The organism is Burkholderia sp. Bp8991, from assembly GCF_003853795.1.
Lineage (GTDB): Bacteria > Pseudomonadota > Gammaproteobacteria > Burkholderiales > Burkholderiaceae > Burkholderia.
Genome location: NZ_QTQJ01000008.1, coordinates 212,822 through 237,482 on the forward strand (window position 1 = coordinate 212,822; position 24,661 = coordinate 237,482).

Here is a 24,661-nt window from a genome sequence, read left to right on the forward strand (position 1 = left end):
TCGATGCCGGCCGTCACGCGGCCTGCCAGTACGAATCGAGACGCGCGATCAGCGCATCGCGCTGCGCGGCGTCGACGAACGACGCCTCGAAGCCGTTTCGAATCACCGCGTGCACTTCGGCGTCCGTCAGCTGCAGCCCGTCGACCGTCGCGAAGTAGTTGTCGTTGACGTAGCCGCCGAAATAGGCCGGATCGTCGGAGTTGATCGTCACCGCGACGCCGCGATCGAGCAGCGCCTTCAGCGTGTGCTTCGCCATGTCGTCGAACACGCACAGCTTCAGGTTCGACAGCGGGCATACGGTCAGCGCCGTGCGCGTGCGCGCGAGGCGTTCGACGAGCGCCGCGTCCTCGATGCTGCGCACGCCGTGGTCGATCCGGTCGACCTTCAGCACGTCGAGCGCTTCGTAGATATACGCGGGCGGGCCTTCCTCGCCCGCATGCGCGACGAGCTTCAGCCCGAGCGCGCGCGCCTTCTCGAACACGCGCGCGAACTTCGTCGGCGGATGGCCGAGTTCGGACGAGTCGAGCCCGACGCCGATCAGCCGATGGCGATAGCGTTCGAACAGCGGCAGCGCGGCGTCGAACGTCGCGAGCGCATCTTCTTCCGGCAGGTGGCGCAGGAAACACAGGATCAGCTTGCTCGACAGCCCGCGCTGCTCGGCATCGGCGAGCGCGCGGTCGATGCCGGCCACCACCGTCTCGATCGGCACGCCGCGTTCGGTGTGCGTCTGCGGGTCGAAGAACAGCTCGGTGTGGACGACGTTGTCGGCGAGCGCGCGTTCGCAATATGCGGCCGTCATGTCGTAGAAATCCTGCTCGGTCAGCAGCACGCTCGCGCCGGCGTAATAGATGTCGAGGAACGACTGCAGGTCGGTGAACGCGTATGCGGCACGCAGTGCGTCGATCGATTCGTACGCGAGCTTCACGCCGTTGCGCTGCGCGAGCGCAAAAATCAGTTCGGGCTCGAGCGAGCCTTCGATATGGATGTGCAGCTCCGCTTTCGGAGCGCGGGCGATCTTGTCCTTGAATGTCGGGGTCATGGCGTTGTTCTTGGTCGGTCAGAATGTTGGGGAAGCCTGCACGGGTGCGTTCGCCTCGACGGCCTGCAGCAACTGCGCGGCCACCGAGATCGCGATCACTTCGGGTGCCTTGTCGATGATGCCTTCGACGCCGATCGGGCAGCGCATCCGCGCGACCTGGGCCGGGTCGATGCCGATCGCCGCCAGCCGATGATCGAACTGCGCGCGCTTGGTGTGCGAGCCGGTCATCCCGAAGTATGCATAGTCGCCGCGCCGCAGGATGCGCTCGGCCAGCATGAAATCGAGTGCGTGGTCGTGCGTCATCACGACGAAGTACGCGTGCGGCGGCGCCGTGTCGACGGCATCGGCCGGGCTGGCAAGCGCGTCGATCGCGAGATTGCCGATCCCGGCGAGTGCCTCGGCCGGCGGGAACACCGCATCGGGGCCGTCGATCCAGCGCACGTGGCACGGCAGCGTCGCCAGCACCTTCACGAGCGCGGTGCCGATGTGCCCGGCGCCGAACAGCATGACGGGGAACGCATACGGCGCGATCGTTTCGGTCATCAACGCTACACCGCCGGTTTCCCACAGCAGGCAATCGGCACGCGCGGCCGGCGATTCGGGCTCGCTCAGCAGCGGCGCGCCCGGCGAGGGGCCGAATGATACGCTACGCACGGTCGCGGCGCCCGCCGCGACGCGCTTCGCGAGCGACATGATCCAGCCGAGGTCGCCGACGTCGAGCCGCTCGAACGCGAGCACGACCGCGCCGCCGCAGCACTGGCCGAGGCTCGGGCCGAGCGCGAGCCGTTCGAGCCGGCGCGCGTGGGGCACGTGCGCGCCGTCCTTCAGCAGGTGCCGTGCGATCTCGATCGCCTTCCATTCCAGATGACCGCCGCCGATCGTATGGCGGGCCGTGTCGCGCGTGACGAGCATCTTGGTGCCGGCCTCGCGCGGCGCGGAGCCGTCGGTATGCGCGACCGTCACGAGCACGGCCGCTTCGCCGTGTGCGAGCAGTTGCTGCAGATCGCCGAGCCAGGCTTCCATCAGCACGCTCCGTTCCGGACGATGCGGCACGACGCGCGGCGCGGGCTGGCGGGCGCGGCGGCAACGAGGACGGACGGGAGCGAGGCGGGCCGGCCGCACGACGGGTTCAGTGCGGTGGCCGTGCGCCGAAGGCGCGCGCGAACGACGCCGCGCAACGTGCGGACGCCACGAGGGTGACGGATGCGGATGGTTTGCGTTGTCATGATGAATCCAGTCGACATTGCGGATCGGGCGCGCGTTACGCAGGAGGTGAGACCGCCTGGCCTCGCGCACGTAGATCGCCATCCAGTCGTGAAGATAGCACCGCAAGGCGGCGGGAACATTGCCGGGCGGTGATCCGGGCTATCAGACGGCGATCATGTCGATCATAGGCCCGCCGCGCGGGATCGGGGCGCCGACGCGCGGGCGTCGGGCCGAAACGCATGCGTGGCGGGGCGTGCGCGCGGATGTCGCGCGACGCGCGTTCGCCCGGGAATCGGGACGGCGGCGGGGATAGGTGTTTACGCGCGGCCGGCAGGGTGCGGCCGCATCGGGGTCGTGCCGGTGTCGTGGGCCTAGCCGGACGAAGCGGCCACGCGGCCTCGACCGGTCGGCCGGATCGCGCGGCGCGGCCGGTCAGCCCGCCAGCTTGCGGCGATGGCGCCAGAGGCTCGAGGCGACGGCAATCAGGATCACGGCGAAGCCGATCAGCGCCCAGCCGGGCAGCAGGATCCCGAAGATCGGCGGGTAGACCGTCTCGCACAGGCCGGCAACCTTGAACATGCCGGGGAACCACTGGGCGGGCGGCAGGCTGTCGACGATCGGCTGCAGCGTGTCGAAGCCGCAGCTGAAACCCGGATTCATCTGGATCGACAGGTGCCGCGCGGCGGTGCCGACGCCGCCGGCCGCGGCGATCGCGATCAGCAGCTCGAGCACCCAGATGCCGCGCCAGTTGCGCATCCCCGCGGCCAGGAACGCGAAGATCCCGATCGCCGCGAAGAAGTAGCGCTGGATGATGCACAGCGGGCACGGATCTTCGTTCTTCACGTACTGCAGATACAGTGCGCCGGCCAGCAGGGCGATGCACACCCAGCCGAGCAGCATCAGCAGGCGGCGTTCACGGCGGAGTGCGAGCGTGGAGTCGTTCATGTCGGCGGGATTCCTGTCGTTGGTCGGTCCGATAAACAATCGCGCGATTTTAGCGCGAACGATCTGGCACGAAACTGACAGCGCGCGTGCGGCACCCGGCCGCCGCCGCTTCGTCCGGTCCATAGCCCGCCGTCATGCCGCGCGGGCGGTCACCGGATCGTGTTCAGCACGGCCTCGGCCGCCTGGCCGATCGCGAGCAGCGCGTCGTCGCGATGCGGCGCGGCCGCGAGCATCAGGCCGACCGGCGCCGCGTCGCGCGGATGGCACGGCAGCGACAGCGCGCATGCGTCGAGGAAGTTGAAGGCGCTCGGATTGCGCAGGATCAGCGCATTGGTGCGCGTGAACGCGGCGTCGTCCGCTTCGAGGTCGGCGATGCGCGGCGGCACGACCGGCACCGTCGGCGCGACGAGTGCGTCGAAGCGCGACCAGACGGTGTGTGCCGCTTCTTCCAGCATCGCGTGGCGGGCGGCGAGCAGGTCGAGATAGTCGGCCGCGCTCGCCGGCTCGCCCTTCAGGATGCGCGACAGCACGCGCGGGTCGTATTGGTCGCGGTGCTGCGCGAGCAACGGGCGATGCCACGCGTACGCCTCGATCGGCGAGAAGCCGAAGCGGTTGATGTCCGGCAGCCGGTCGAGCGCGGAAAAGCGCACTTCAGTGACGATCGCGCCCGCGGCTTCGAGGTGCTTCAGCGATGCGTCGAGCGCGGCGGCGACGTCGGCGTCGACGCCGTCGGTCACGTAATTGGTCAGCACGCCGAGCCGCACGCCTTCGAGCGGCCGCGCGGCCGGCACGTTCGGTTCGAGGCCCGCGAGCATCCGGTCGACGAGTGCGCAGCAGGCAACCGTCAGGCCGATCGGGCCGAACGAGTCGAGCGTGGTCGACAGCGGCACGCCGCCTTGCGTCGGGATCCGGCTCGCGGTCGGCTTGAAGCCGGTCAGCCCGCACAGGGCGGCCGGGATGCGGATCGAGCCGCCGGTGTCGGTGCCGAGCGCGACGGCGGCCATCCCGTCGGCGACGGACGCGGCCGCGCCCGACGACGAGCCGCCGGAAATCCGTGCATCGCCCGGCACGTCGCGGTGGTACGGCGAGCGCGGATTGCCGAAGTGCGGATTCAGCCCGAGCCCCGAGAACGCGAACTCGCTCATGTTGGTGCGGCCGACCAGCACCGCGCCCGCGCGCTTGAGCCGCGCGACGGCGACCGCGTCGGCCCTGGCGGGCGGCGCCCCGTCGAGCACGCGCGAACCGGCGCGCGTTACCTGGCCCGCGACGTCGAACAGATCCTTAACCGATACGGGGATGCCCGCGAGCGGCGACAGCACGGTGCCCGCGGCACGCAGGCGGTCGTGCGCGTCGGCGGCCGCGCGCGCGTTGTCGGCGTCGACTTCGGTGAAGACGGCCGCACCCTGGCCGGCCGGATCGGCGATCCGGTCGAGCGCGACGTCGACGAGCGCGCGGCTCGTGGTCCGGCCGGCGGCGAGGTCGGCGGCGAGCTGGGCGAGCGGAGGGAAGGGCGTGAAGGTGGTCATGGGCGGCTCAGGGGGCGAAGGTGTTGGACAAGGGTGGCGCGAAACGAATCGATGTGGCGCTCGACGGCCGTGCGTGCGCCGGCGGCGTCGCGCGCGGACAGCCGCTCGAACAGTTCGCGGTGTTCGTGCTGGACGTCAGACAGGTGATGCGGCTCGGACAGCGTGACGAACCAGAAGCGCAGCGAGCGTTCGTGCAGCGCGCGCAGGATTTCCGCGAGCACCGTGTTGCGTGCCGCCGCGGCGATCGTCTGATGAAACGCGCGGTCGAGCTCCATCATGCCCTCGACGTCGTGCGAGTCGACGCAGGCCTGGCCGTCGTCGAGCAGCGCGGACATGCGGGCGAGATCGTCGGGTGTTGCATGGCGGGCGGCGAGTTCGACGCAATGCGCTTCGTTGATGCGGCGCACGTCGGTCACCGCGACGATGTCGTCGAGCGACAGCGGTTGCACCATCAACCCCTTGCGCGGCATCACGGCCAGCAGCCCTTCGAGCACCAGCCGGTGGACGGCCTGATGGACGGGCGTGCGGCCGATGCCGGTGCGGGCCACGAGGTCGGCTTCGTTGAGCGCGGCGCCCGGCTTCAGGCGCATCGTGATGATGTCGCGCTGGATCAGCGCGTACGCGCGGTCGGCGAGGCTGACCGCCGATGCGGCGGGCCGGTCGTGGAGGGCGTCGGTCAGGGCGTTCATGCAGGCGGGGGCGCGGTGGTCGGACAGGGTGCGGTCATGGCGCGGGCGATCGGGCAACGTGGACGATCCGTGAATATTATTGTGATATATCACTGATGTCCAGTTCGCCCGGACGACCTTCGATACCGCCGGATGGAGGCCGGTGGCACGTCCGGCGGGGGATGCGACGACTTGCAACAATTTCGACAGGATGTTGCAGGTTTACCGCGCGATCGTGCACTGAAGCATAATGAATCCTCGTCAATCCAATACGCGCGAGCGACGTACCAGACCATCGTCATGAGCGAAAACACGCCTCCCCCGGCCGGTCTGCCCGGCACTTCTTCCGCTTCCACCGATTCCCCTCGTTCCGGTCCGGCGCCCACGCCGGAGGCGCCTGCCACGCAGGCTGCCGCTGCGCAGGTCGTCGCGGCGAATGGCGCAGCACCGGTCACGGCGGCGGCCGAGCCGGGCGCCGCAGGCACGGCGGGTGCCGCCGCCGAAGGCAGTGCAGCGCCGCCGAAACCCGGTGCGGCGCCACCCGGTTTCGGCGCGCAGCCCGATTTCGACACGCCGCGCCCGCCGCCCGCGAATGCGCAGAACGTGCCGCCGGCTTACCTGAAGCAAAGCGACACGCCGTGGTCGGTATTCGGCCGGATCGTCGCGGCGCGCGCACGCCGGCTATTCGATCGCGCCGGCCAGCGGATCACGCAGCGCACGCTGCGCATCGGCGTGTCGGCGCGGATCTTCCATCCGGAGCCCGGCGCGAAGGGGCTGCGCGGCAAGACGCTGCAGTATCTCGAGGAATCGATCGCGCACTGGGTGATGTCGCGCGACGTGCTCGTGTTCATGATCCCGACCGTCGGTCACCAGGGCATGCTGCACCCGAGCAACATCCGCCTGCGCGACTACGCGAAGCATCTCGACGGCCTGCTGCTGCAAGGCGGCGCCGACGTGTCGCCGCAAACGTACGCGGCGTCGGACGCGCGCCCCGAATGGCCGGGCGATCGCGTGCGCGACATGTACGAGCTCGAGCTGTTTCACGAGTTCGTCGAGTCCGGCAAGCCGGTGCTCGGCGTGTGCCGCGGTTGCCAGCTGATCAACGTCGCGTTCGGCGGGTCGCTGTACCAGGACATCGCGACCGACGTACCGACCGCGAACGCGCACGTGAGCGAGCATTACGACCAGCATCGCCACGCGATCCGCTTCCCGGACTCGTCGACGCTGGCGAGCATGTTTCCCGGGCGCAGCGAAGCGATCGTGAACTCGATCCACCATCAGGCGATCCGCGATCTCGGCCGCGATCTGAACATCGAGGCCGTGTCGGCCGGCGACGGGATCATCGAAGGCATTCGCTACCGGCGCGCGCCGTTCGTCGTCGGCGTGCAATGGCACCCGGAGTTTCATCGTGCGGGCGGCGCCGAACTGCTCGACTGCACGCCGCTGCTCGATGCATTCCTGCGCGCGGCACGCGAAACGCGCCTGTAGGCGGCGTTTGCAGTGCCGGGCAGGAAGGCCGGCCGCATCCCGTTAAATTCGAGATGCGGCCGTTTCGTTTTGAACGATAATCGCGACTCCCGATTCGTTCGCCGGAGTCTGACGTTGGCCTTCCGAGATTTTTCCCCTGCACGATGCGCAACGTGGATCGTTGCGCTGGCCGCCTGCGTGCACGCGGGCGCAGCGTGGTCCGTCGACGCGACCGCGCCGGTCGCGGGCTCGCGCCCCGCGGTGACGAGCCTGCGCGGCGATGCCGCGCAGGCGGCTTCCCCTTCCGACGCGTCCGCCGCCTCCGCGACGGATGCGACCGCGCAAGGCAACGTCGCCGAGCTCACGCAGATGCTGCACGACGGGCGAATCGTCGAGATGCGCACCACGTACAACGGCAGCTACGGCGCGAGCCTGATGTTCGATCCGCGCGAGATGACGTATTACGTCGCGCTGTTCCAGGACAAGCATCTGTGGCGCGTGGTCAAGTCGCAGGAGAAGAGCCGAGCGGAAATGGTGTACGCGAACTTCGTCCAGCAGACGACGCAACTCGCGGACGTCGAAATCCGCCGCACCGAACTGCAGGCGCAGAAGACGTTCCTCGAACGCGTGATCGCGCTGCAGGCGAATCGTGCGCAGCAACTGCAGGCCGATCTGAGCGTCGCGCGCAGCCAGCAGGCCGAGGTCGCGCAGCGGCAGAAGTCGGCGCACGAACAGGCGCAGGCGCTGCAGGTCGAGAAGCGGGCGGCGCAACTGCAGTTGCGCGAACTGCAGGAGCAGGTACGGCAACTCGAGCGGCAGGCCGAAACGGGGTTGCCCGCGCACAAGTGACGAGCGGCCGGCCCGACGGACCGGTCGACGAACGAAAACCCGGCGCAGCGTGCTTCGCCGGGTTTTTTATTGCCCGCGCGTCAGCGGGTGAGCGTGGTGGGTGTGTCGGTCAGGCGGCGGTGGGACAGGTGCGTCGTCCAGTCGAAGTCTGCAGCGGGCGCGTCGGCCGCCCATGCCGGGCGATCGGCGCGCAGCGCGTTCGCCATCGCGATCAGCGTGAGTGGATCGTCGAGCGAAGCGTGCTGGTCGTGCCGGGTGTCCGGGACCGGCAGTGAACCGGCGCGACCGGGCGTTGGCATGCGCGATGCGACGTGCGTGATCGACGGGCGGCCGGCGAGTCGCGGCGCGGAAGGCGGGTGGACTTGCGCGGCTGTCGCGTGCGTGCCGTTCGGTCGATTCGGCGACGGTGCCGCCGCGGTGGCGGCGCGTCGTACGTCCGGCGCGCCGTCGGCGTCGGCGAGTCGCGGCGACGGCGCGAGCGCAGCGTCGCGTGCGGGCTGCGACGATGTGATAGGTGTACTGGCAACGGCCCGCGCCGCGTGGTGCCGTGCCGGCGTGATGGCCGTGGCGGGCTCGGCCCCGGCGCTCCGCACTCGACCCGTGAATTCCGTCGCGTGCTCCGGCACGGCGCCGGCGATTTGCATGACCGGCGAACGCGCGACATCCGGAAACGGTTCGTGGGCGACGATCAGCCCGCCGATGATCGCGAGTGCGCCGATGCTCCAGCAGGCGGCATGCCGTGCCCGCCGGTCATGTGCTCGATCAACGGCACGTGCGATGTGCCGATGCCGACCGGTGGCGCCGGCCGCAACGGCCGGTACGCCCGCTGACGACGGCTGTACGGCGGCCAGCGGTTGCCAGCGGCAGGCACGATGCGGCGCGTCGACGTCGATGCACGAAGTCGTCAACGTTGCCACGCAGCGGATGCCGGAGCGGCTGCCGGACGCGGCGCCGAACCGCCATTCGCGGCCGAACGGCGGCACGCCGTCGAGCGGCGCGACGCGAGGGCGGGCGATTGAGCCTTCGACGGAAACGAGGGGCGATGGAATCATGAGGGCGGTGTGCGGTGCGACGCGGGCCGCGTGGCCGGCCGCGGCGCGGAGTGCGTCGCGAATCGTGACATTGTGGTCAGGCGATCGCCATCGGTCGATCGGATCAATCCGATTTTGATGCGCCTTTCGCCGAGATTCGTACGAGTCGGACGCGGCGTCCGCAACGCCGGCCCGGTACAAGGCAATTGTCGGCTTCGCGTGGCATCATTCGCCAACCATGCCGGCATGCGTATCGTTGCGCGCGGCGCCGCCGGCTGGCAGCGATGCCCGTGTGCGCCGGCCCGGCGCGACACGCATCGTCGGATCTCCACGGCGCGCAGGTCGCGCCTTCCGAGCCGAGAGAACTCCATGTCCACAGCCACACACGCCGTCGCGCAGGAATCGAAATTCCGTACCGTGTTCCGGGTCGTCAGCGGCAACTTCCTGGAAATGTACGACTTCATGGTCTACGGGTATTACGCGTCGGCTATCGCGAACACGTACTTTCCGAGCGGCAACGCGTTCGCGTCGCTGATGCTGTCGCTGTCGGTGTTCGGCGCGGGCTTCCTGATGCGCCCGGTCGGCGCGATCGTGCTCGGCGCATACATCGACCATCACGGCCGCCGCAAGGGGCTGATCCTGACCCTCGGGCTGATGGCGCTCGGCACGCTCACGGTGGCCTCGATACCGGGTTACGCGACGATCGGCGTGCTCGCGCCGGTGCTCGTGCTGCTCGGCCGGCTGCTGCAGGGCTTTTCCGCGGGCGTCGAGCTCGGCGGCGTGTCCGTCTACCTGTCGGAGATCGCGACGAAGGGCCACAAGGGGTTCTATACGTCGTGGCAATCCGGCAGCCAGCAGGTGGCGGTCGTGTTCGCCGCGTTCGTCGGCGTGCTGCTGAACCACGCGTTGCCGGCCGAGGACATGACCGCGTGGGGCTGGCGCATTCCGTTCCTGATCGGCTGCCTGATCGTTCCGTTCCTGTTCCTGATCCGTCGTTCGCTGAAGGAAACCGACGAATTCCTCGCGAAGCGTCACCGTCCGACGATGGGCGAGATCATGCGTTCGATGCTCGAAAACTGGGGCGTCGTGATCGCCGGCATGGGAATGGTGATCATGACGACGGTGTCGTTCTACATGATCACCGCATACACGCCGACGTTCGGCAAGGAAGTGCTGCACCTGTCGTCGCTCGACGCACTCGTCGTGACCGTCTGCGTCGGCCTGTCCAATCTCGTCTGGCTGCCGCTGTCCGGCGCGTTGTCGGATCGCATCGGCCGCCGCCCGGTGCTGATCGCGTTCACGGTGCTCACGCTGCTGTCGGCCTATCCGGCCGTGCTGTGGCTCGTGGCGGATCCGTCGTTCCTGCGGCTGCTCGCGGTCGAGCTGTGGCTGTCGTTCCTGTACGGCTCGTACAACGGCGCGATGGTCGTCGCGCTGACCGAAGTGATGCCGGCCGATGTGCGCACGGCCGGCTTCTCGCTCGCGTACAGCCTCGCGACGACGATCGGCGGGTTCACGCCGGCGATCTCGACGTTGCTGATCCACCAGACCGGCAACAAGGCGGCACCGGGGCTGTGGCTGAGCGTCGCCGCATTCTGCGGATTGATCGCGACGCTCGTGTTGTATCGCACGCGCGAAGCGCGCAACCAGTACAAGTCGGCCTGACGCCGCCTGTATCGCATCACGTCGACTGAAAAAAGGGAGCGCGCCGCGCTCCCTTTTTTTGTCTGCGCTCTGGCATTCAGGCGTCGCGCAGCGCGGCGGCGACCGCCGCCGCCACGTCGAGCCATTGTCCCGGTGCGGACTGGCGGGCGAGCCTCGCTCGCGGATACCACGGACAGTCGTCGCCGGTGAACCAGCGCCAGTCGGATGCGAACGGCAGCATGATCCACAGCGGCTTGCCGAGCGCGCCCGCGAGGTGCGCGACCGCCGTATCGATCGTGACGACGCCGTCGAGCCGTTCGATCAGCGCTGCCGTGTCGGCGAAGTCGTTCAGCCGCCCGTCGAGGCGATGCATGCGGGGATGCGCGTCGACGCGTGCCCGTTCGTCGTCGTCGAGCGCCGGCTGCAGCACGATCCAGTCGATGTCCGGCAGCGCGAGCAGCGGCGCGAGCGCGTCGAACGGCATCGAGCGGTTTTCCTGCGCCTGCCGGCGTCCCGTCCACGCAAGGCCGAACTTGCGCTTCGACTGGCCGCCCAGCGAGCCGCGAAAGCGCCGCTGCGTGCTGTCCGGCACGTCGAGGTAGCGTGTGCCCGCGACGATGTCGGCCGGCTGCAGGCCGAGCAGGAACGGCAGGCTCATCAGCGTGCATGCGATGTCCGCCGCCGGCGGCTTCGCGGCGCCCTGCGCGACGAGCGTCACGCGCCAGCGTGCCGCGGCCGGTGCGAGCAGCGCGACGAGTTCCGGCTGCACTTCGAGCACGACGCGCGCGCAACGCGCGCGGGCGAGCGGCACGAAGCGGACGAACTGCAGCGTGTCGCCGAAGCCCTGTTCCGCGCGGATCAGCAGCGTGCGCGCGGCAATCGGCTCGCCTTGCCAGCGCGGCAGCGTGCCGAGCGGCGTCGCGCCCGGCGTGTCGTGGCGCGTTTCGTACGCGGGCAGGCCGCGGGCGAAGTCGCCCAGCGTCAGCAGCGTGACGGCGCGGTGCAGCTGCGCGAGTTTCAGGTCGGGGGCGACGCGCAGCGCCTGGTCGAACGCGCGCAGCGCCATCTCGTGCGCGCCGAGTGCGTGATGCGCGTTGCCGAGGTTCAACCACGCGAGACTGAACGACGGATCGAGACCGACCGCGCGTTCGTAGTAGGGCAGCGCTTCGCGCTGGCGTGCCTGCGCGCACAGCGCGTTCGCGAGCCCGAAGAGGGCGAGCGGAAACGGCGGGTGCAGCGCGAGCGCGGCTTCGAATGCGGCGGCGGCTTCGCCATGACGGCCGAGCGCCTCGAGCGTGTTGCCGAGATTGAAATGCGCGGCGACAAAGCGCGGCTGCGCGGCGATCGCAGCCTGGAAATGGGCGATCGCGTCGTCGGCCCGGCCCATCGCGTTCAGCGCCATCGCGAGATTGTTGTGCGCGCCGGCATGCCCGGGCCGCAGCTCGAGCGCGCGATGGAATGCGGCGAGCGCATCGTCGTGACGGCCGAGCGCATTCAGCGCGTTGCCGAGGTTGTTGTGGATCGATGCGTCGTCCGGTGTGAGCCGAAGTGCGCGGGCAAATGCGTCGACGGCATCTTCGTGGCGCTGCAGTGCCGCATAGGCGTTGCCGAGGTTGTAGTGCGCGAGCGGAAATTCGGGCGCGAGCGTCAGCGCGTTGCGAAAGCGGTCGATCGCTTCGTCGAGCCGGCCGAGCGCCTTCAGCGCGTTGCCGAGATTGAGCTGCAGCGCGGCGTCGTTCGGGCGCAACTCGACCGCACGCCCGACGAGATCGGCCGCCTCGGCATGCTGGCCCTGCTGATGCCGCAGCACGCCGAACAGATGCAGCGCGTCGGCGTCGGCGGGATGAGTGGCGAGTGCGGCGCGATAGCCGTGCTCGGCCTCGGCGAGGCGGCCCGCGCGGTGCGCGGCATACGCTCGGTCGAATGCGGATTCCATGACGCGAAAACTGACGGAAAGCGCGTATTTTCCCACACTGCGCGCGGGCACCCCAGATCGGCCGGTCGGCATATGGCCCCGTCACGCGGAGCGGCGTAGACTTGCACAATCGCGTGTCATCGAGGTTCTCATGGCTGACACACTGCTCGATATCCCGCCGGTGCTGATCGTCGGCGCAGGCCCCACCGGCCTTGCCGCGGCGATGAGTCTCGCGCGTGCCCGCGTGCCGGTGCGCATCATCGACCGGCTCGCCGTGCCCGCGCCGTACTCGCGCGCGATCGGTATCCAGGCACGCACGCTCGAACTGCTGGAGCAGCATCGCGCGGTCGAACCGTTTCTCGCGCTGGGTCATCGCGCCCATGCGGCCGCGCTGCATGCGGACGGCCGCGTGATCGCGCGGCTCGATTTCGATCCGCTGCAAACGCGTTATCCGTATCTGCTGTTTCTCGACCAGAGCATCACCGAGCGGCTGCTCGCCGAGCATCTGGCCGGGTTCGGCGTGACCGTCGAACGCGGCGTCACGCTCACCGCATGCGATGCGGGCGGACCGTCGCTCGACGTGACGATCCGCGATGCCGACGGTCGTGAACAGGCGTTCGCGCCCTCGTACTTGATCGCCGCCGACGGCGCGCACAGCACGGTGCGCCACCTGCTTGGCCTGGGCTTCGCCGGGCATGCGTTCGAGCAGACTTTCCTGCTCGCCGATTTCGCGGCGATACCCGACTGGCCGGACGAGGAGATCCATCTGTTCACGACGCCCGACGGCATCGCGGGGCTGTTTCCGATGGGCGGCGGCCGCTACCGGCTCGTTGCCGACCGGCCGCCCGGCAGCGACGCATCGCCCGACGGACTCACGCCCTCGACCCCGTCGCTCGACGAATGCGAGGCGATCGTGCGCGCGCGCGTCGGTGCGTCGATTGCGCCGAGCGATCTCGCGTGGTCGACGTATTTCCGCCTGCATAGCCGGATGGTCGAGCGACTGCGTCACGGGCGGGTATTCTTCGCGGGCGACGCCGCGCACGTTCACAGCCCGGCGGGCGCGCAGGGCATGAACACGGGCATCCAGGAAGCGTTCAATCTTGGCTGGAAGCTCGCGCGCGTGCTCGGCGCGGGCACGCCGGAGCGCCTGCTCGACACGTATCACGCCGAGCGCCACCCGATCGAGCGTGACGTATTGCGGCAGACCGGCCTCGTCACGCAGATCGTCGAAGCCGACCACGGCGCGATGAAGCTGCTGCGCGATCATGTCGTGCCGCTGCTGGCGTCGTTCGGGCCGGTGCGCGACGCGGTACGCCGCACCGTCAGCGAGCTCGGCGTGCAATACCGGAAAAGCCCGCTCACGCTCGAACGCGTGCTCGACGGCGGGCCGCGCGCAGGCGAGCGCGCGCCCGACGCGCTCGTGCACGTGGTCGACGGGCCGCTCGGGCGGGCGCCCGGAACCGCGCGGCTATACGACCTGCACGACCCCGCGAGCTTTACGCTGCTGCTGCTCGAGGAACCGGCAGGTGCCGACGCCGGCGAGACGGGCGACGTGCCGCCGATGCCCGCGGATGCGCAGGCGCTTGTGCAGGGGCTGGAGCGGATCATGCCGGGCGCCGTGCGAACATGGCGCGTCGCCGATGCCGAAAGCGACGGCACGGATGGGCTTGCGCAGGTATACGGCCGCTCGAGGCCGTCGTTCTACCTGCTGCGGCCCGACGGCTACATCGCGGTGCGCGGCCGTACCGCCACCGACGCGAACGCGCTGCTGCGCCACTGCGAAAGCTGGTTCGCGGGCATGTCGGTGCCTGCGTAGCGGGGCGCTCAGGCGGAGGCCGCGGCTGGTACGAGCGATGCGCGGTGCGCGGCGATCGCGTCGCGCACGATCGGCGCCGCGCGTTGTCCGGCCGCGCTCGACGGATCGTCGAGCGCGGCGAGCAATGCACGACGCATCCGCGGTTCCCAGAAGCGCCGGATATGCTCGGCGATCCCGCTCAGCGCTTCTTCGCGATCGGGCATCGATTCGAAGAACGCGCCGATCTGGTTGGCCATGTCGACCAGGTGTCCGTTGTCCATCGCGTCCTCACTTGCCCGTCGTCACGGCGGCCGGCGTGGCGGCGCGGCGCTCGAGCAGGTCGAGCTGCTCCGAGTTGAAGCGCGCATACGCGCGCTGCCAGTCCGACGGCTGCGCGACCGGCATCACCTGCACGGCCGTCACCTTGTATTCCGGGCAGTTCGTCGCCCAGTCGGAGCTGTCCGTCGTGATCACGTTCGCGCCCGATTCGGGGAAGTGGAACGTCGTGTACACGACACCCGGCTGCATGCGGTCGGACACGAGCGCGCGCAACACGGTCTGGCCCGCCCGCGATTCGATGCCGACCCAGTCGCCGGTCCGGATTCCGCGGTCCTCCGCGTCGTGCGGATGGATCTCGAGACGGTCCTCTTCGTGCCACTGCACGTTCTCGGTCCGGCGCGTCTGCGCGCCGACGTTGTATTGCGACAGGATGCGGCCCGTGGTCAGGATCAGCGGATAGCGCTGCGTGACCTTTTCCGGCGTCGGAATGAACTGCGTGATCACGAACCGGCCCTTGCCGCGCACGAATGCGTCGATGTGCATCGTCGGCGTGCCGTCCGGCGCCTGTTCGTTGCACGGCCACTGGATGCTGCCGAGCGCATCGAGCTTCTCGTACGACACACCCGAGAAGGTCGGCGTGAGCCGCGCGATCTCGTCCATGATTTCCGACGGATGCGCGTAGTGCATGTCGTAGCCGAGCGCCCGCGACAGCAGCAGCGTCACTTCCCAGTCCGCGTAGCCCGCGAGCGGCGGCATCACCTTGCGCACGCGCGAGATGCGGCGCTCCGCGTTCGTGAACGTGCCGTCCTTCTCGAGGAACGTCGAGCCCGGCAGCAGCACGTGCGCGTATTTCGCGGTTTCGTTCAGGAAGATGTCCTGCACGACGATGCATTCCATCGACGACAGCGCGGCCGCGACGTGCTGCGTGTTCGGGTCCGACTGGACGATGTCCTCGCCCTGGCAATAGAGGCCCTTGAAGCTGCCGTCGAGCGCCGCGTCGAACATGTTCGGGATGCGCAGCCCCGGTTCCGGCTGCAGCGTGGCCGACCATGCCTGTTCGAACTGCGTGCGTACGACTTCGTCGCTGATGTGCCGGTAGCCGGGCAGTTCATGCGGGAACGAGCCCATGTCGCACGAACCCTGCACGTTGTTCTGGCCGCGCAGCGGATTGACGCCGACGCCTTCGCGGCCGATGTTGCCGGTCGCCATCGCGAGGTTCGCGATGCCCATCACCGTCGTCGAGCCTTGCGCGTGTTCGGTCACGCCGAGGCCGTAGTAGATCGCGGCGTTGCCGCCCGTCGCATAGAGGCGCGCGGCTTCGCGCACCAGCGCGGCCGGCACGCCCGTTACGTCGGCGGTCGCTTCGGGCGAGTTCTCGGCGCGCGATACGAAGTCGCGCCATTGCTCGAACGCGCGCGTGTCGCAGCGTTCGGCGACGAATGCGTCGGCGACGAGCCCCTCGGTGACGATCACGTGCGCGAGTGCGTTGACGATCGCGACGTTGGTGCCCGGGCGCAGCTGCAGGTGATGCGTGGCCTTCACGTGCGGGCCGTCGACCACGTCGATGCGGCGCGGGTCGATCACGATCAGCTTCGCGCCCTCGCGGATGCGCCGCTTCATGCGCGAGCCGAACACCGGGTGCCCGTCGGTCGGGTTCGCGCCCATCACGACGATCACGTCGGACTGGCCGACCGACGCGAAGGTCTGTGTGCCGGCCGATTCGCCGAGCGTCGTCTTCAGGCCATAGCCGGTCGGCGAGTGGCACACGCGTGCGCAAGTGTCGACGTTGTTGTTGCCGAACGCGGCGCGCACGAGCTTCTGCACGAGGTAGGTTTCCTCGTTCGTGCAGCGCGACGACGTGATGCCGCCGATCGAATCGCGGCCGTACTTCTGCTGCAGCTTGCGGAACTGCGTCGCCGCGTAGGTGAGCGCCTCTTCCCAGCTGACTTCGCGCCACGGGTCGGTGATCTTCTCGCGGATCATCGGCTTCGTGATGCGGTCCTTGTGCGTCGCGTAGCCCCACGCGAAACGGCCCTTCACGCACGCGTGGCCTTCGTTCGCGAGGCCGTTCTTGTGCGGCGTCATGCGCACGACCTGCGTGCCCTTCATCTCGGCCTTGAACGAGCAGCCGACGCCGCAGTACGCGCAGGTCGTGACGACCGAATGCTCGGCCTGGCCGAACTGGACGACGGATTTTTCCTGCAAGGTGGCCGTCGGGCACGCGGCGACGCACGCGCCGCACGATACGCATTCCGATGCCATGAACGATTCGCCTTCGCTGGCGGCGACGCGCGATTCGAAACCGCGCGCGGCGATCGTCAGTGCGAACGTGCCCTGCGTTTCCTCGCATGCGCGCACGCAGCGGTTGCAGACGATGCACTTCGACGGATCGTACGTGAAGTACGGATTCGATTCGTCCTTCTGGTCGTGCAGGTGATTCGCGCCGTCGAAGCCGTAACGCACTTCGCGCAAGCCCACCACGCCCGCCATGTCCTGCAGTTCGCAGTCGCCGTTGGCGGGGCAGGTGAGGCAGTCGAGCGGATGGTCGGAGATGTACAGCTCCATCACGTTGCGGCGCAGCGACTGCAGCCGGTCCGACTGCGTACGCACCTTCATCCCGGCTTCGGCGGGCGTCGTGCACGATGCCGGATAGCCGCGCCGGCCTTCGATTTCGACCAGGCACAGACGGCACGAGCCGAACGGTTCGAGCGAATCGGTCGCGCAGAGCTTGGGCACGTTGACGCCGGCTTCGATCGCGGCGCGCATCACCGACGTGCCGGCCGGCACCGTGACCGGCTGGCCGTCGATTTCGAGCGTGACGTCGGTATCGGCATGCCGTTGCGGCGTGCCGTAGTCGGTTTCGTCGAACGGATCGCGCACGCGCGCCTCAGCGGCGCTCTTGCACGCGCATTGGCCCGAGCCGCAGCCGCCTTGGCGGACGTTGTTCGTGTCGAGGGACATGCAGGGCTCCTTCTGGGTCAGGCCGCAGCCTTGACCGGACCCGACGCGGCTTGCTTGCCGGCGGCGAGCCCGAAATCTTCGGGGAAATGGTCGAGCGCGGACAGCACCGGATACGGCGTCATCCCGCCCATCGCGCACAGCGAGCCGGCGAGCATCGTGTCGCACAGGTCGCGCAGCAGCGTGACCTGGCGCTCCGACGTGTCGCCTTCGCGAATCCGCGCGATCGTCTCGACGCCGCGCGTCGAGCCGATCCGGCAGGGCGTGCACTTGCCACACGATTCGATCGCGCAGAACTTCATCGCGTATTCGGCGAGCTCCGCGAGATTCGACGTGTCGTCGTGCAGCACGATGCCGCCGTGGCCGACCACCGCGCCGATCGCCGCGTACGCCTCGTAGTCGAGCGGCATGTCCCACTGGTGTTCGGGCAGGTAGGTGCCGAGCGGGCCGCCGACCTGGGCGGCGCGCGCGGGCCGGCCGCTGGCCGTGCCGCCGCCGTAGTCGAACAGCAGCTCGCGCAGCGTGACGCCGAACGCGAGCTCGACGAGGCCGCCGTGGCGGATGTTGCCCGCGAGCTGGAACGGCAGCGTGCCGCGCGAGCGGCCCATCCCGTAGTCGCGATAGAACGCGGCGCCGCGCGCGAAGATCACCGGCGCGGTCGCGAGCGTGATCACGTTGTTGATCACGGTCGGCTGGCCGAACAGGCCGGCGAGCGCCGGCAGCGGCGGCTTCGCGCGCACGACGCCGCGCTTGCCTTCGAGCGATTCGAGCAGCGCCGTTTCCTCGCCGCACACGTACGAACCGGCGCCCTTCGCGACGTGCAGGTCGAACGCATGCGCGGAGCCGAGCACGCGTTCGCCGAGCCAGCCGGCTTCGCGAGCGCGCTCGATCGCCGTTTCGAGTGCCGCGATCGCATGCGGGTATTCGCTGCGCACGTAGATGTAGCCGAGCGTCGCGCCCGTCGCGATGCCCGCGATGATCATCCCTTCGATCAGGCAGTACGGATCGCATTCCATGAGCAGGCGATCGGAGAACGTGCCCGAATCGCCTTCGTCCGCGTTGCAGACGATGTACTTCTGCGCGGCGCGCGCCTGCCGGACCGTGCGCCACTTGATGCCGGCCGGGAAGGCCGCGCCGCCGCGGCCGCGCAGCCCCGATTCGATCAGCAGCTCGCACGCGGCGTCGCCGTCGAGTGCGAGCGCGTTCTTCAGGCCGGCGAGGCCGTCATGCTTCAGGTAGTCGTCGATCGACAGCGGATCGGTCAGGCCGATGCGCGCGAACGTGAGGCGCTGCTGGCGCGCGAGATAGGGCAGCGCGTCGACGAGGCCGACGCCGCTCGGGTGCGTGCCGCCGTCGAGCCAGTTTGCATCGAACAGGGCGGGCACGTCGGCCGCCGACAGGTTCGCGTAGCCGACGCGCCCGGCGGCCGTGCCGACCTCGACGAGCGGCTCGAGCCACAGCAGCCCGCGCGAACCGTTGCGGATCAGTTCGATCGCGACGCCGCGCCGCTCGGCTTCCGCGACGATCGCGGCGGCGAGGGCGTCGGCGCCGAGCGCCAGCGCGGACGAATCGCGCGGAACGTAGATGCGGGTCGTCATGCGGCCTCCGGGGTGTGGGCGGCCGCGTCGGCGAGCAGGGCGTCGAACTTCTCCGGCGTGACCTTTGCGTGCAGTACGCCGTTGACCGTCATCGACGGCGATTGTGCGCACAGCCCGAGGCAGTAGACCGACTCGAGCGCGACGTCGCCCGGCGCGTGCGCGTCGGCGCCATCGCCGTGCGCGGCGTCGAACCGGCAACCCGTGCGCGCTTCCGCGTGTGCGGCCAGCGCTTCGCAGCCCATGCTGCGGCACGCCTCGGCGCGGCACATCTGGATCGTCACGCGCGCGGGCGGCGCGGTGCGGAAGTGGTGATAGTAGGTGAGCACGCCGTGCACTTCGGCACGCGACAGATTCAGCGCCTTCGCGAGCGGCGCGACGCAGCCTGCCGGTACGTAGCCGGCTTCGTCCTGGATCGCATGCAGGATCGCGACGAGCGAGCGGCCGGCGCGCGCATGACGCTCGACGAGCGCGTCGGGCGCGGGGGAATTCGGGGACATCGTTGTGCTCCTCCAAAGTCTCATATGTGCCCTTGATTCATATAGTGCACACCGGGACTTCGTCCTGATTGATTTTGAGCAACGATAAGCGGAAGATTTCGCAGTCGCAATAGGAAATCGGAGTACATAATTGATTCGAATCGAATGCGACGCGTATCTGACCGTACGCGACACGGAGGGCCGCACGGCGAGCCTGTCGGATGTCGCCCCGTTGCTGGAGCTCGTGGCCGATACGGGCAGCATTGCACAGGCCGCGCAGGCGAAAGGGCTGTCGTATCGGCACGCGTGGGGCATGCTGCGGGCGCTGGAGGCATGCGTCGGCGGCGAGTTGATCGAGACCGCGCGCGGCAAGGGATCGACATTGTCGGAGCTGGGGCAGGCGGTCGTCGACGCGCAGCGGCTCGCGCGCAGCCGTCTCGACGGGAACCTGCGCGCGCTGGCGGCCGAGGTGGCGAGCAACCTGAACCGGCGGCTCGCACAGCGCGACGGCGCCGTGCGCATCCATGCGTCGCACGGCTATGCGGTTGCGGCGCTCGTTTCCGCACTCGTCGATGCGCAGGCCGCCGTCGACATCAAGTATCGCGAGAGCGTCGAGGCCGTGCAGGCGCTCGCGCGCGGCGAATGCGAGCTGGCCGGCTTCCATCTGCCGCGCGGCGCGTTCCGCGAACGGTGCGCGCAGATCTACCGGCCGTGGCTCGACGACACGCGTCACGTGCTGATTCATCTGACGCGTCGCCAGCAGGGGCTGTTCGTGCCGCGCGGCAACCCGAAGCAGGTCGGCGGGCTGGCCGATCTCGCCCGCCACGACATCCGCTTCGTCAATCGGCAGCCGGGGTCGGGCACGCGCATGCTGCTCGATCTCGCGTTGCGCGCGATCGGCATCGATCCCGAGCGTATCGACGGCTACGCGTCGGCCGAGCTCACGCACTCGGCGATCGCCGCGTTCGTCGCGAGCGGGATGGCCGATCTCGGCTTCGGCGTCGAGCCGGCCGCCCGTCATTTCGGGCTCGATTTCATCCCGGTCGTCGACGAGGACTACTACTTCGCGTGCGAACGCGCGCAGCTCGACTCGCGGCCGCTCGCCGGCGTGCTCGCCTTGCTGCGCGATGCACGTTTCGTCGAGCGCGTCGCGCATCTCGACGGCTACGATCCGGCGGCGTGCGGGACGCTGGCCGGTGTCGCGGAGGGCTTCGCCGGTACGGTCGCGGCCGGTACGCCGGACGGCAACGCACGGTAACGGGAATGCACGCGAGCCGCGCTGCAGCAGCGAGGGATTTGCGCTACGCTTGCCGCTTGATCAACGTTCCAACAAGCACGCCGTTCAGGCGTCATCCCGCCATGAAACTTTCCGTTCCCTTCGCCGCGGCAGCGTTGACCGCAGGGCTTCTCGTCGCTGTTTCGCCGTTTGCGCTTGCGCAGAATTCCCCGGGCGTGCCTGGCGGCATCCTGAGCGAACAGTTCCGCCTGAACGAGCATCCGCAGATGCCGTTCGCGGCGTCTGCGCCGTCGCAGAAATACCAGAGCGGCAAGAAGTCGGCATTGCGCCGCAAGGGCGATATGGGGGATCCGAACGGCTGCAACCTGAAGTGCCCGCTGGACACTCAATAAACCAAGGCAGACGCGCCGGGTCGTCGTCGACGCGTCTGTGCGGCCGTGCCGCGCCGATGCCGCGCGATTCTTTTCGAGCCCCGCAGGGCATGCTGCCTTGCGGGGCTCGTGCTTTATGGCCGGTCGTAGTCCAGTGCGATCGTGCGATGCCGGATCGGGTGCCTGTCGGGATTCTAGGGTTAACCCGTAATCCAGGAAGGATGTCTTCCTGAAACCTGCCTTATTCTTAAGCATCCGCCTACATAAACTTCGGTTTGTCAGCGATGAACGGGTGTTCACCGCGAAATCAGACAAATCTGGAGGTAGGTCATCATGAAGTCGCTCGTTCAAGCCGTTGTCGTTGCTGCCGCTCTCGTTGCTCCGGTCGTTTCGTTTGCGCAGTCCGGCTCGGCACTCACCCGCGCACAGGTTCGCGCCGAACTGGTTCAGCTCCAGCAGGCCGGTTACAACACCGCCCGCGGCGAAGATCCGCACTATCCGGAAGCGATCCAGGCCGCAACCGCGCGTGTTGCAGAACAGCAGCGCAGCGCGTTGGCCCAGGCGCAAGGCGCCGACGCCAGCGGCTACGGCGCGCAGGTGCAGGGCGCATCGGCAGCGGGCTCGCGTGCGATCGGCGTGCGTCCGGCCAGCGCGGAAGAAATGAAGTCGCTGTATCGCGGCAGCTAAGCTGCGCATTGCCTGGCGGGGCCACGCGGCCGGTGCGACGATGCATCGCGTCCGGTCGCGGTGCCGGGCAGGGCGTCGTCCGCTGCGCTCGAGCGCAGCGCGGACGGCGCCGAACCTCCGTCACCTCCTGTCGCCGGCGTATCGGTGGCATTCCGCCTGGCCCGCCCGGGCCGGGCGCTTTTTCGGAGGGCGCGGGAGGTGGGCGCACTGGCAACAAAAAACCCCGCAGACTCGCGTCGTGCGGGGTTCGTGCGTCAAGCGCGGAATTTGGTGGAGGCGGCGGGAATCGAACCCGCGTCCAGAAGCGCTCCACGACTAGTTCTACATGTTTAGTTCAGTCATTTGATTTAACCGCAGCGACGCGGACGAACACGCTGCACTACGGCGATTCGCTAGGTTTTCGACCCTGGCGTCGCGACGCCGACAGGGCTTAACTGACGTAAATGACCTCTGGCGGTATTGCTACCGGTCTTGCGACACTAGCCCGTCAGTGAACTAGGCAGAGGACGGCGGCCGTTAGGCTGCCAGTGCGAACGTATCGTCGTTTGCAGTTACGATTTTCCCATTGATTAACGAGGTGACGGGTCCTCGACATGCCCTAGCCGCTTCACAACCCCTGTCGAAACCAGGTCGCCCCCGCGGATAAGATCAAACATTATAGCCCAACATCGCGCAACAGTTCGCGCAGTTCCTGCGTCGAGCCGACGAGATGCTGCGCGTGCCAGTCGGCCGGCGCGGCGCCGTCGCCGCAGTAGCCATAGGCAGCCGCGACGGTTGCCATCCCTGCCGCGCTGCCGGCCTGGATGTCGCGAAGATCGTCGCCGACATAGACGATGCGCTCGGGCGCGAGCGTCATCTGTCCGGCCGCGTGCAGCAGCGGGGCCGGATGCGGTTTCGAGTGCGGCGTTGTGTCGCCCCCGACGATGCAGGCCGCGCGCGGCGCAAGGCCGAGCAGGTCGGCGAGCGGCGCGGTGAGGCGCATCGCCTTGTTCGTGACGATGCCCCAGCGCACGCCGCGCGCATCGAGTTCGTCGAGCACGTCGCCGATGCCGGGGAACAGCACGGTGTGCACGCAGATGTCCGTCGCGTAATTGGTCAGGAACTCGTCGCGCATCGCTTCGTAGCCGGCCGATTGCGGGCCGATGCCGAATGCGCCGCCGAGCAGGCCGCGCGCGCCGGCCGATGCCAGCGGCCGCAGCACGTCGAGCGACGTTTCGGGCAGGCCGCGCACGCGCTGCATCTTGTTGACGGCGGCGGCGAGATCGGGCGCCGTGTCGGCGAGCGTGCCGTCGAGGTCGAACAGCACGGCATCGCAGTGCAGCAGGCGCGGCTCGTCGAGTGCGGGCCGCCCGGTCGAAAGGGAAGTCGTCATGCCGGTCGGAAGGTCACGCGCCGCGGCGGCACGCGACGAGATAGTTGATGTCGGTATCGTTCGACAGCGCGAAGCGCTTGCCGATCGGGTGATAGGTAATGCCCTTGATCTCCACGATATGCAGATCGGTCCCGCGCACGAAGCTCGCCAGTTCCGACGGGCGGATGAAGCGCGCGTAGTCGTGGGTGCCCTTCGGCAGCATCTGCGCGATGTACTCCGCACCGATCACTGCGAACAGGTAGGACTTCAGGTTGCGGTTCAGCGTGGAGAAGAACACCCAGCCGCCCGGCTTCACGAGCGTCGCGCACGCGGCGACGACGCCGGCCGGCGACGGGACGTGCTCGAGCATTTCCATGCACGTGACGACGTCATAGGTGCCCGGCTCGCGTTCGGCAATCGCTTCGGCGGCGATCGCCTCGTAATCGACCGTGATGCCGCTTTCGAGGCTGTGCAGGTCGGCCACGCCGAGTGCTTCGGTCGACAGGTCGATGCCTTTCACCTGCGCGCCGAGTCCGGCCATCGATTCGGACAGGATGCCGCCGCCGCAGCCGATATCGAGCGCGCGCTTGCCGGCGAGGTGCGCATGCGAATCGATCCAGCCGAGCCGGACCGGGTTCAGGTCGTGCAGGGGCTTGAATTCGGCGTTCGGATCCCACCACCGATGGGCGAGGTCGCTGAATTTCTGGAGTTCGTGCGGATCGGCGTTGGTCATGTCGGCAAACGGGCTACGGAAGGAGGGCGATGCGTCGGTACGTCAGCCCCGAGTATATAAGGGGGCGCACAACGAGGCCAGCGAGCGCCTGGGCGGGCGTCAAAGAAAAAGCCCCGCCGGAGCGGGGCTTTGAAGCAGTCGAAAACCGCGGCTTACTGTGCCGGAACGGTCGTCTTCTGGACTTCTTGCGTACCGACCACTTCGACTTCCACGCGGCGGTCCGGTGCGAGGCAGGCGATCAGTTGCTTGCGGTTCTTCTGGTTGCAGCCCGTCGTGACCGGGTTGCGCTTGCCCTTGCCTTCCGTGTAGATCTTGTTGGCCGGGACACCCTTGCTGACCAGGTACGACTTGACGGCTTGCGCACGGCGCAGCGACAGGCGGTCGTTGTACTTGTCCGAACCGATGCGGTCCGTGTAGCCCGTAGCGACGACCACTTCCGTGTTCATGCCCTGGATCTTCGAAGCCAGTTCGTCCAGCTTTTGCTTGCCCAGCGGCTTGAGCGTTGCCTTGTCGAAGTCGAACAGTGCGTCGGCTTGATACGTGATCTTCTGGCTCGTGATTGCCGGAGCAACCGGTGCGACCGGAGCCGGTGCCGGTGCCTGGGCGACCAGTGCGCCATCGCACTTCGCGTTGGCGGTGGCCGGCGTCCAGAACGCGTCACGCCAGCAGAGCTCGTTCGTGCCGTTCATCCACACCCATTCGCCCGTGCCGTTCACCCAGTTGTCGTTGACGGCTTGACGCGACGCCGGCACCGACTGTGCCGAAGCGGATGCAGCCATAACTGCGGTAGCTGCAATGAACGCGAGCTTTGAAAGTTTATTCATATTTCTCCTCTCGAAATTGAGATTACCGCAGGTTTACTGCGAGCCTGTTGACGGTGACAAGT

General features: G+C 68.5%; 21 protein-coding genes and 1 other RNA gene. 7 read left to right on the forward strand and 15 right to left on the reverse strand.

What is annotated here, in order from left to right; translation table 11 throughout:
• Positions 1 to 13: 13 nt before the first annotated feature.
• From DIE02_RS12110 to DIE02_RS12130, 5 genes are all read right to left on the reverse strand, one after another.
• Positions 14 to 1,039, reverse strand: a complete 1,026-nt coding sequence (locus DIE02_RS12110) for an adenosine deaminase (protein ID WP_044849230.1) — start codon at positions 1,037 to 1,039, stop codon at positions 14 to 16.
• Positions 1,040 to 1,057: 18 nt separating this feature from the next.
• Positions 1,058 to 2,062: a xanthine dehydrogenase accessory protein XdhC gene (gene xdhC, locus DIE02_RS12115; protein WP_124522100.1), complete on the reverse strand. Its 1,005-nt coding sequence runs from the start codon at positions 2,060 to 2,062 to the stop codon at positions 1,058 to 1,060.
• A 615-nt stretch (positions 2,063 to 2,677) separates the two neighbouring features.
• Entirely contained in the window at positions 2,678 to 3,190 is a 513-nt protein-coding gene (locus DIE02_RS12120) for a disulfide bond formation protein B (RefSeq protein ID WP_124487811.1), read from the reverse strand.
• A 149-nt stretch (positions 3,191 to 3,339) separates the two neighbouring features.
• A complete protein-coding gene (locus DIE02_RS12125; RefSeq protein ID WP_124522098.1) occupies positions 3,340 to 4,716 on the reverse strand; it encodes an amidase in 1,377 nt (458 codons plus the stop codon).
• The gene (locus DIE02_RS12130; RefSeq protein WP_124522096.1) at positions 4,713 to 5,405 is read right to left on the reverse strand and encodes a GntR family transcriptional regulator; all 693 of its coding nucleotides are present in this window, start codon (positions 5,403 to 5,405) and stop codon (positions 4,713 to 4,715) included. The genes DIE02_RS12125 and DIE02_RS12130 overlap by 4 nt, the downstream gene beginning before the upstream one ends.
• Positions 5,406 to 5,684: 279 nt before the next feature.
• On the opposite strand from DIE02_RS12130, the gene DIE02_RS12135 reads away from it, so the two are divergent.
• The gene (locus DIE02_RS12135) at positions 5,685 to 6,872 is read left to right on the forward strand and encodes a gamma-glutamyl-gamma-aminobutyrate hydrolase family protein (RefSeq protein ID WP_124487814.1); all 1,188 of its coding nucleotides are present in this window, start codon (positions 5,685 to 5,687) and stop codon (positions 6,870 to 6,872) included.
• A gap of 114 nt (positions 6,873 to 6,986) precedes the next feature.
• The gene (locus tag DIE02_RS12140) at positions 6,987 to 7,700 is read left to right on the forward strand and encodes a DUF2968 domain-containing protein (protein ID WP_124487815.1); all 714 of its coding nucleotides are present in this window, start codon (positions 6,987 to 6,989) and stop codon (positions 7,698 to 7,700) included.
• Between the two features lie 80 nt (positions 7,701 to 7,780).
• Here the strand turns inward: DIE02_RS12140 and DIE02_RS12145 are convergent, their stop codons facing one another.
• Positions 7,781 to 8,932 (reverse strand): hypothetical protein, encoded by a 1,152-nt coding sequence (locus tag DIE02_RS12145; protein ID WP_311766809.1) that lies wholly within the window; start codon positions 8,930 to 8,932, stop codon positions 7,781 to 7,783.
• A gap of 168 nt (positions 8,933 to 9,100) precedes the next feature.
• Between DIE02_RS12145 and DIE02_RS12150 the strand changes: the two genes are divergently transcribed.
• Positions 9,101 to 10,396, forward strand: a complete 1,296-nt coding sequence (locus DIE02_RS12150) for an MFS transporter (protein WP_124522094.1) — start codon at positions 9,101 to 9,103, stop codon at positions 10,394 to 10,396.
• A 76-nt stretch (positions 10,397 to 10,472) separates the two neighbouring features.
• Here the strand turns inward: DIE02_RS12150 and DIE02_RS12155 are convergent, their stop codons facing one another.
• Complete coding sequence (locus DIE02_RS12155) at positions 10,473 to 12,311, reverse strand: tetratricopeptide repeat protein (RefSeq protein ID WP_409364200.1); 1,839 nt, start codon at positions 12,309 to 12,311, stop codon at positions 10,473 to 10,475.
• Between the two features lie 130 nt (positions 12,312 to 12,441).
• Here DIE02_RS12155 and DIE02_RS12160 point away from each other — a divergent pair, with 130 nt between their 5' ends.
• On the forward strand, positions 12,442 to 14,106 hold the full coding sequence (locus DIE02_RS12160; RefSeq protein WP_044844852.1) for an FAD-dependent monooxygenase: 1,665 nt from the start codon (positions 12,442 to 12,444) through the stop codon (positions 14,104 to 14,106).
• A gap of 8 nt (positions 14,107 to 14,114) precedes the next feature.
• On the opposite strand, the gene DIE02_RS12165 is transcribed toward DIE02_RS12160, so the two are convergent.
• From DIE02_RS12165 to DIE02_RS12180, 4 genes are read right to left on the reverse strand one after another with little or no spacing between them, the layout of a single operon-like run.
• Positions 14,115 to 14,366 (reverse strand): formate dehydrogenase subunit delta, encoded by a 252-nt coding sequence (locus tag DIE02_RS12165; RefSeq protein WP_124522090.1) that lies wholly within the window; start codon positions 14,364 to 14,366, stop codon positions 14,115 to 14,117.
• 7 nt (positions 14,367 to 14,373) lie between these two features.
• Positions 14,374 to 17,325: a formate dehydrogenase subunit alpha gene (gene fdhF / locus DIE02_RS12170; RefSeq protein WP_124522088.1), complete on the reverse strand. Its 2,952-nt coding sequence runs from the start codon at positions 17,323 to 17,325 to the stop codon at positions 14,374 to 14,376.
• Positions 17,326 to 17,342: 17 nt separating this feature from the next.
• Positions 17,343 to 18,920, reverse strand: a complete 1,578-nt coding sequence (locus tag DIE02_RS12175; protein WP_124522086.1) for an NADH-quinone oxidoreductase subunit NuoF — start codon at positions 18,918 to 18,920, stop codon at positions 17,343 to 17,345.
• Complete coding sequence (locus tag DIE02_RS12180) at positions 18,917 to 19,417, reverse strand: NAD(P)H-dependent oxidoreductase subunit E (RefSeq protein WP_044844848.1); 501 nt, start codon at positions 19,415 to 19,417, stop codon at positions 18,917 to 18,919. The genes DIE02_RS12175 and DIE02_RS12180 overlap by 4 nt, the downstream gene beginning before the upstream one ends.
• 130 nt (positions 19,418 to 19,547) lie before the next feature.
• Here DIE02_RS12180 and DIE02_RS12185 point away from each other — a divergent pair, with 130 nt between their 5' ends.
• From DIE02_RS12185 to DIE02_RS12195, 3 genes are all read left to right on the forward strand, one after another.
• Positions 19,548 to 20,654, forward strand: a complete 1,107-nt coding sequence (locus tag DIE02_RS12185) for a substrate-binding domain-containing protein (RefSeq protein WP_124487821.1) — start codon at positions 19,548 to 19,550, stop codon at positions 20,652 to 20,654.
• 101 nt (positions 20,655 to 20,755) lie between these two features.
• Positions 20,756 to 21,025 carry a hypothetical protein gene (locus DIE02_RS12190; protein WP_044844846.1) on the forward strand — a complete coding sequence of 90 codons (270 nt, stop codon included), beginning with the start codon at positions 20,756 to 20,758 and terminating at the stop codon, positions 21,023 to 21,025.
• A gap of 312 nt (positions 21,026 to 21,337) precedes the next feature.
• Entirely contained in the window at positions 21,338 to 21,691 is a 354-nt protein-coding gene (locus DIE02_RS12195; RefSeq protein WP_059599002.1) for a DUF4148 domain-containing protein, read from the forward strand.
• Between the two features lie 268 nt (positions 21,692 to 21,959).
• Here DIE02_RS12195 and ssrA read toward each other — a convergent pair.
• The 4 genes from ssrA to ompA all read right to left on the reverse strand — a co-directional run bounded on the left by ssrA (position 21,960) and on the right by ompA (position 24,599).
• Positions 21,960 to 22,329, reverse strand: a transfer-messenger RNA (tmRNA) gene (gene ssrA, locus DIE02_RS12200).
• A gap of 17 nt (positions 22,330 to 22,346) precedes the next feature.
• A complete protein-coding gene (gph, locus tag DIE02_RS12205; RefSeq protein ID WP_124522084.1) occupies positions 22,347 to 23,063 on the reverse strand; it encodes a phosphoglycolate phosphatase in 717 nt (238 codons plus the stop codon).
• Positions 23,064 to 23,076: 13 nt separating this feature from the next.
• Positions 23,077 to 23,775 carry a bifunctional 2-polyprenyl-6-hydroxyphenol methylase/3-demethylubiquinol 3-O-methyltransferase UbiG gene (gene ubiG / locus DIE02_RS12210; RefSeq protein WP_044844843.1) on the reverse strand — a complete coding sequence of 233 codons (699 nt, stop codon included), beginning with the start codon at positions 23,773 to 23,775 and terminating at the stop codon, positions 23,077 to 23,079.
• 152 nt (positions 23,776 to 23,927) lie between these two features.
• Complete coding sequence (gene ompA / locus DIE02_RS12215; RefSeq protein WP_044844842.1) at positions 23,928 to 24,599, reverse strand: outer membrane protein OmpA; 672 nt, start codon at positions 24,597 to 24,599, stop codon at positions 23,928 to 23,930.
• Positions 24,600 to 24,661: the final 62 nt, after the last annotated feature.

Excerpts from the sequence above, each read along its gene's own strand:
- DIE02_RS12125 (WP_124522098.1), bottom strand. The coding sequence starts at position 4,716 with ATGACCACCTTCACGCCCTTCCCTCCGCTCGCCCAGCTCGCCGCCGAC.
- ompA (WP_044844842.1), bottom strand. The coding sequence starts at position 24,599 with ATGAATAAACTTTCAAAGCTCGCGTTCATTGCAGCTACCGCAGTTATG.
- DIE02_RS12130 (WP_124522096.1), bottom strand. The coding sequence starts at position 5,405 with ATGAACGCCCTGACCGACGCCCTCCACGACCGGCCCGCCGCATCGGCG.
- DIE02_RS12150 (WP_124522094.1), top strand. The coding sequence starts at position 9,101 with ATGTCCACAGCCACACACGCCGTCGCGCAGGAATCGAAATTCCGTACC.
- DIE02_RS12135 (WP_124487814.1), top strand. The coding sequence starts at position 5,685 with ATGAGCGAAAACACGCCTCCCCCGGCCGGTCTGCCCGGCACTTCTTCC.
- DIE02_RS12120 (WP_124487811.1), bottom strand. The coding sequence starts at position 3,190 with ATGAACGACTCCACGCTCGCACTCCGCCGTGAACGCCGCCTGCTGATG.
- DIE02_RS12110 (WP_044849230.1), bottom strand. The coding sequence starts at position 1,039 with ATGACCCCGACATTCAAGGACAAGATCGCCCGCGCTCCGAAAGCGGAG.
- DIE02_RS12175 (WP_124522086.1), bottom strand. The coding sequence starts at position 18,920 with ATGACGACCCGCATCTACGTTCCGCGCGATTCGTCCGCGCTGGCGCTC.
- DIE02_RS12190 (WP_044844846.1), top strand. The coding sequence starts at position 20,756 with ATGAAACTTTCCGTTCCCTTCGCCGCGGCAGCGTTGACCGCAGGGCTT.
- DIE02_RS12180 (WP_044844848.1), bottom strand. The coding sequence starts at position 19,417 with ATGTCCCCGAATTCCCCCGCGCCCGACGCGCTCGTCGAGCGTCATGCG.
- DIE02_RS12165 (WP_124522090.1), bottom strand. The coding sequence starts at position 14,366 with ATGGACAACGGACACCTGGTCGACATGGCCAACCAGATCGGCGCGTTC.
- DIE02_RS12160 (WP_044844852.1), top strand. The coding sequence starts at position 12,442 with ATGGCTGACACACTGCTCGATATCCCGCCGGTGCTGATCGTCGGCGCA.
- ubiG (WP_044844843.1), bottom strand. The coding sequence starts at position 23,775 with ATGACCAACGCCGATCCGCACGAACTCCAGAAATTCAGCGACCTCGCC.
- gph (WP_124522084.1), bottom strand. The coding sequence starts at position 23,063 with ATGACGACTTCCCTTTCGACCGGGCGGCCCGCACTCGACGAGCCGCGC.
- fdhF (WP_124522088.1), bottom strand. The coding sequence starts at position 17,325 with ATGTCCCTCGACACGAACAACGTCCGCCAAGGCGGCTGCGGCTCGGGC.
- DIE02_RS12155 (WP_409364200.1), bottom strand. The coding sequence starts at position 12,311 with ATGGAATCCGCATTCGACCGAGCGTATGCCGCGCACCGCGCGGGCCGC.
- xdhC (WP_124522100.1), bottom strand. The coding sequence starts at position 2,062 with ATGGAAGCCTGGCTCGGCGATCTGCAGCAACTGCTCGCACACGGCGAA.
- DIE02_RS12195 (WP_059599002.1), top strand. The coding sequence starts at position 21,338 with ATGAAGTCGCTCGTTCAAGCCGTTGTCGTTGCTGCCGCTCTCGTTGCT.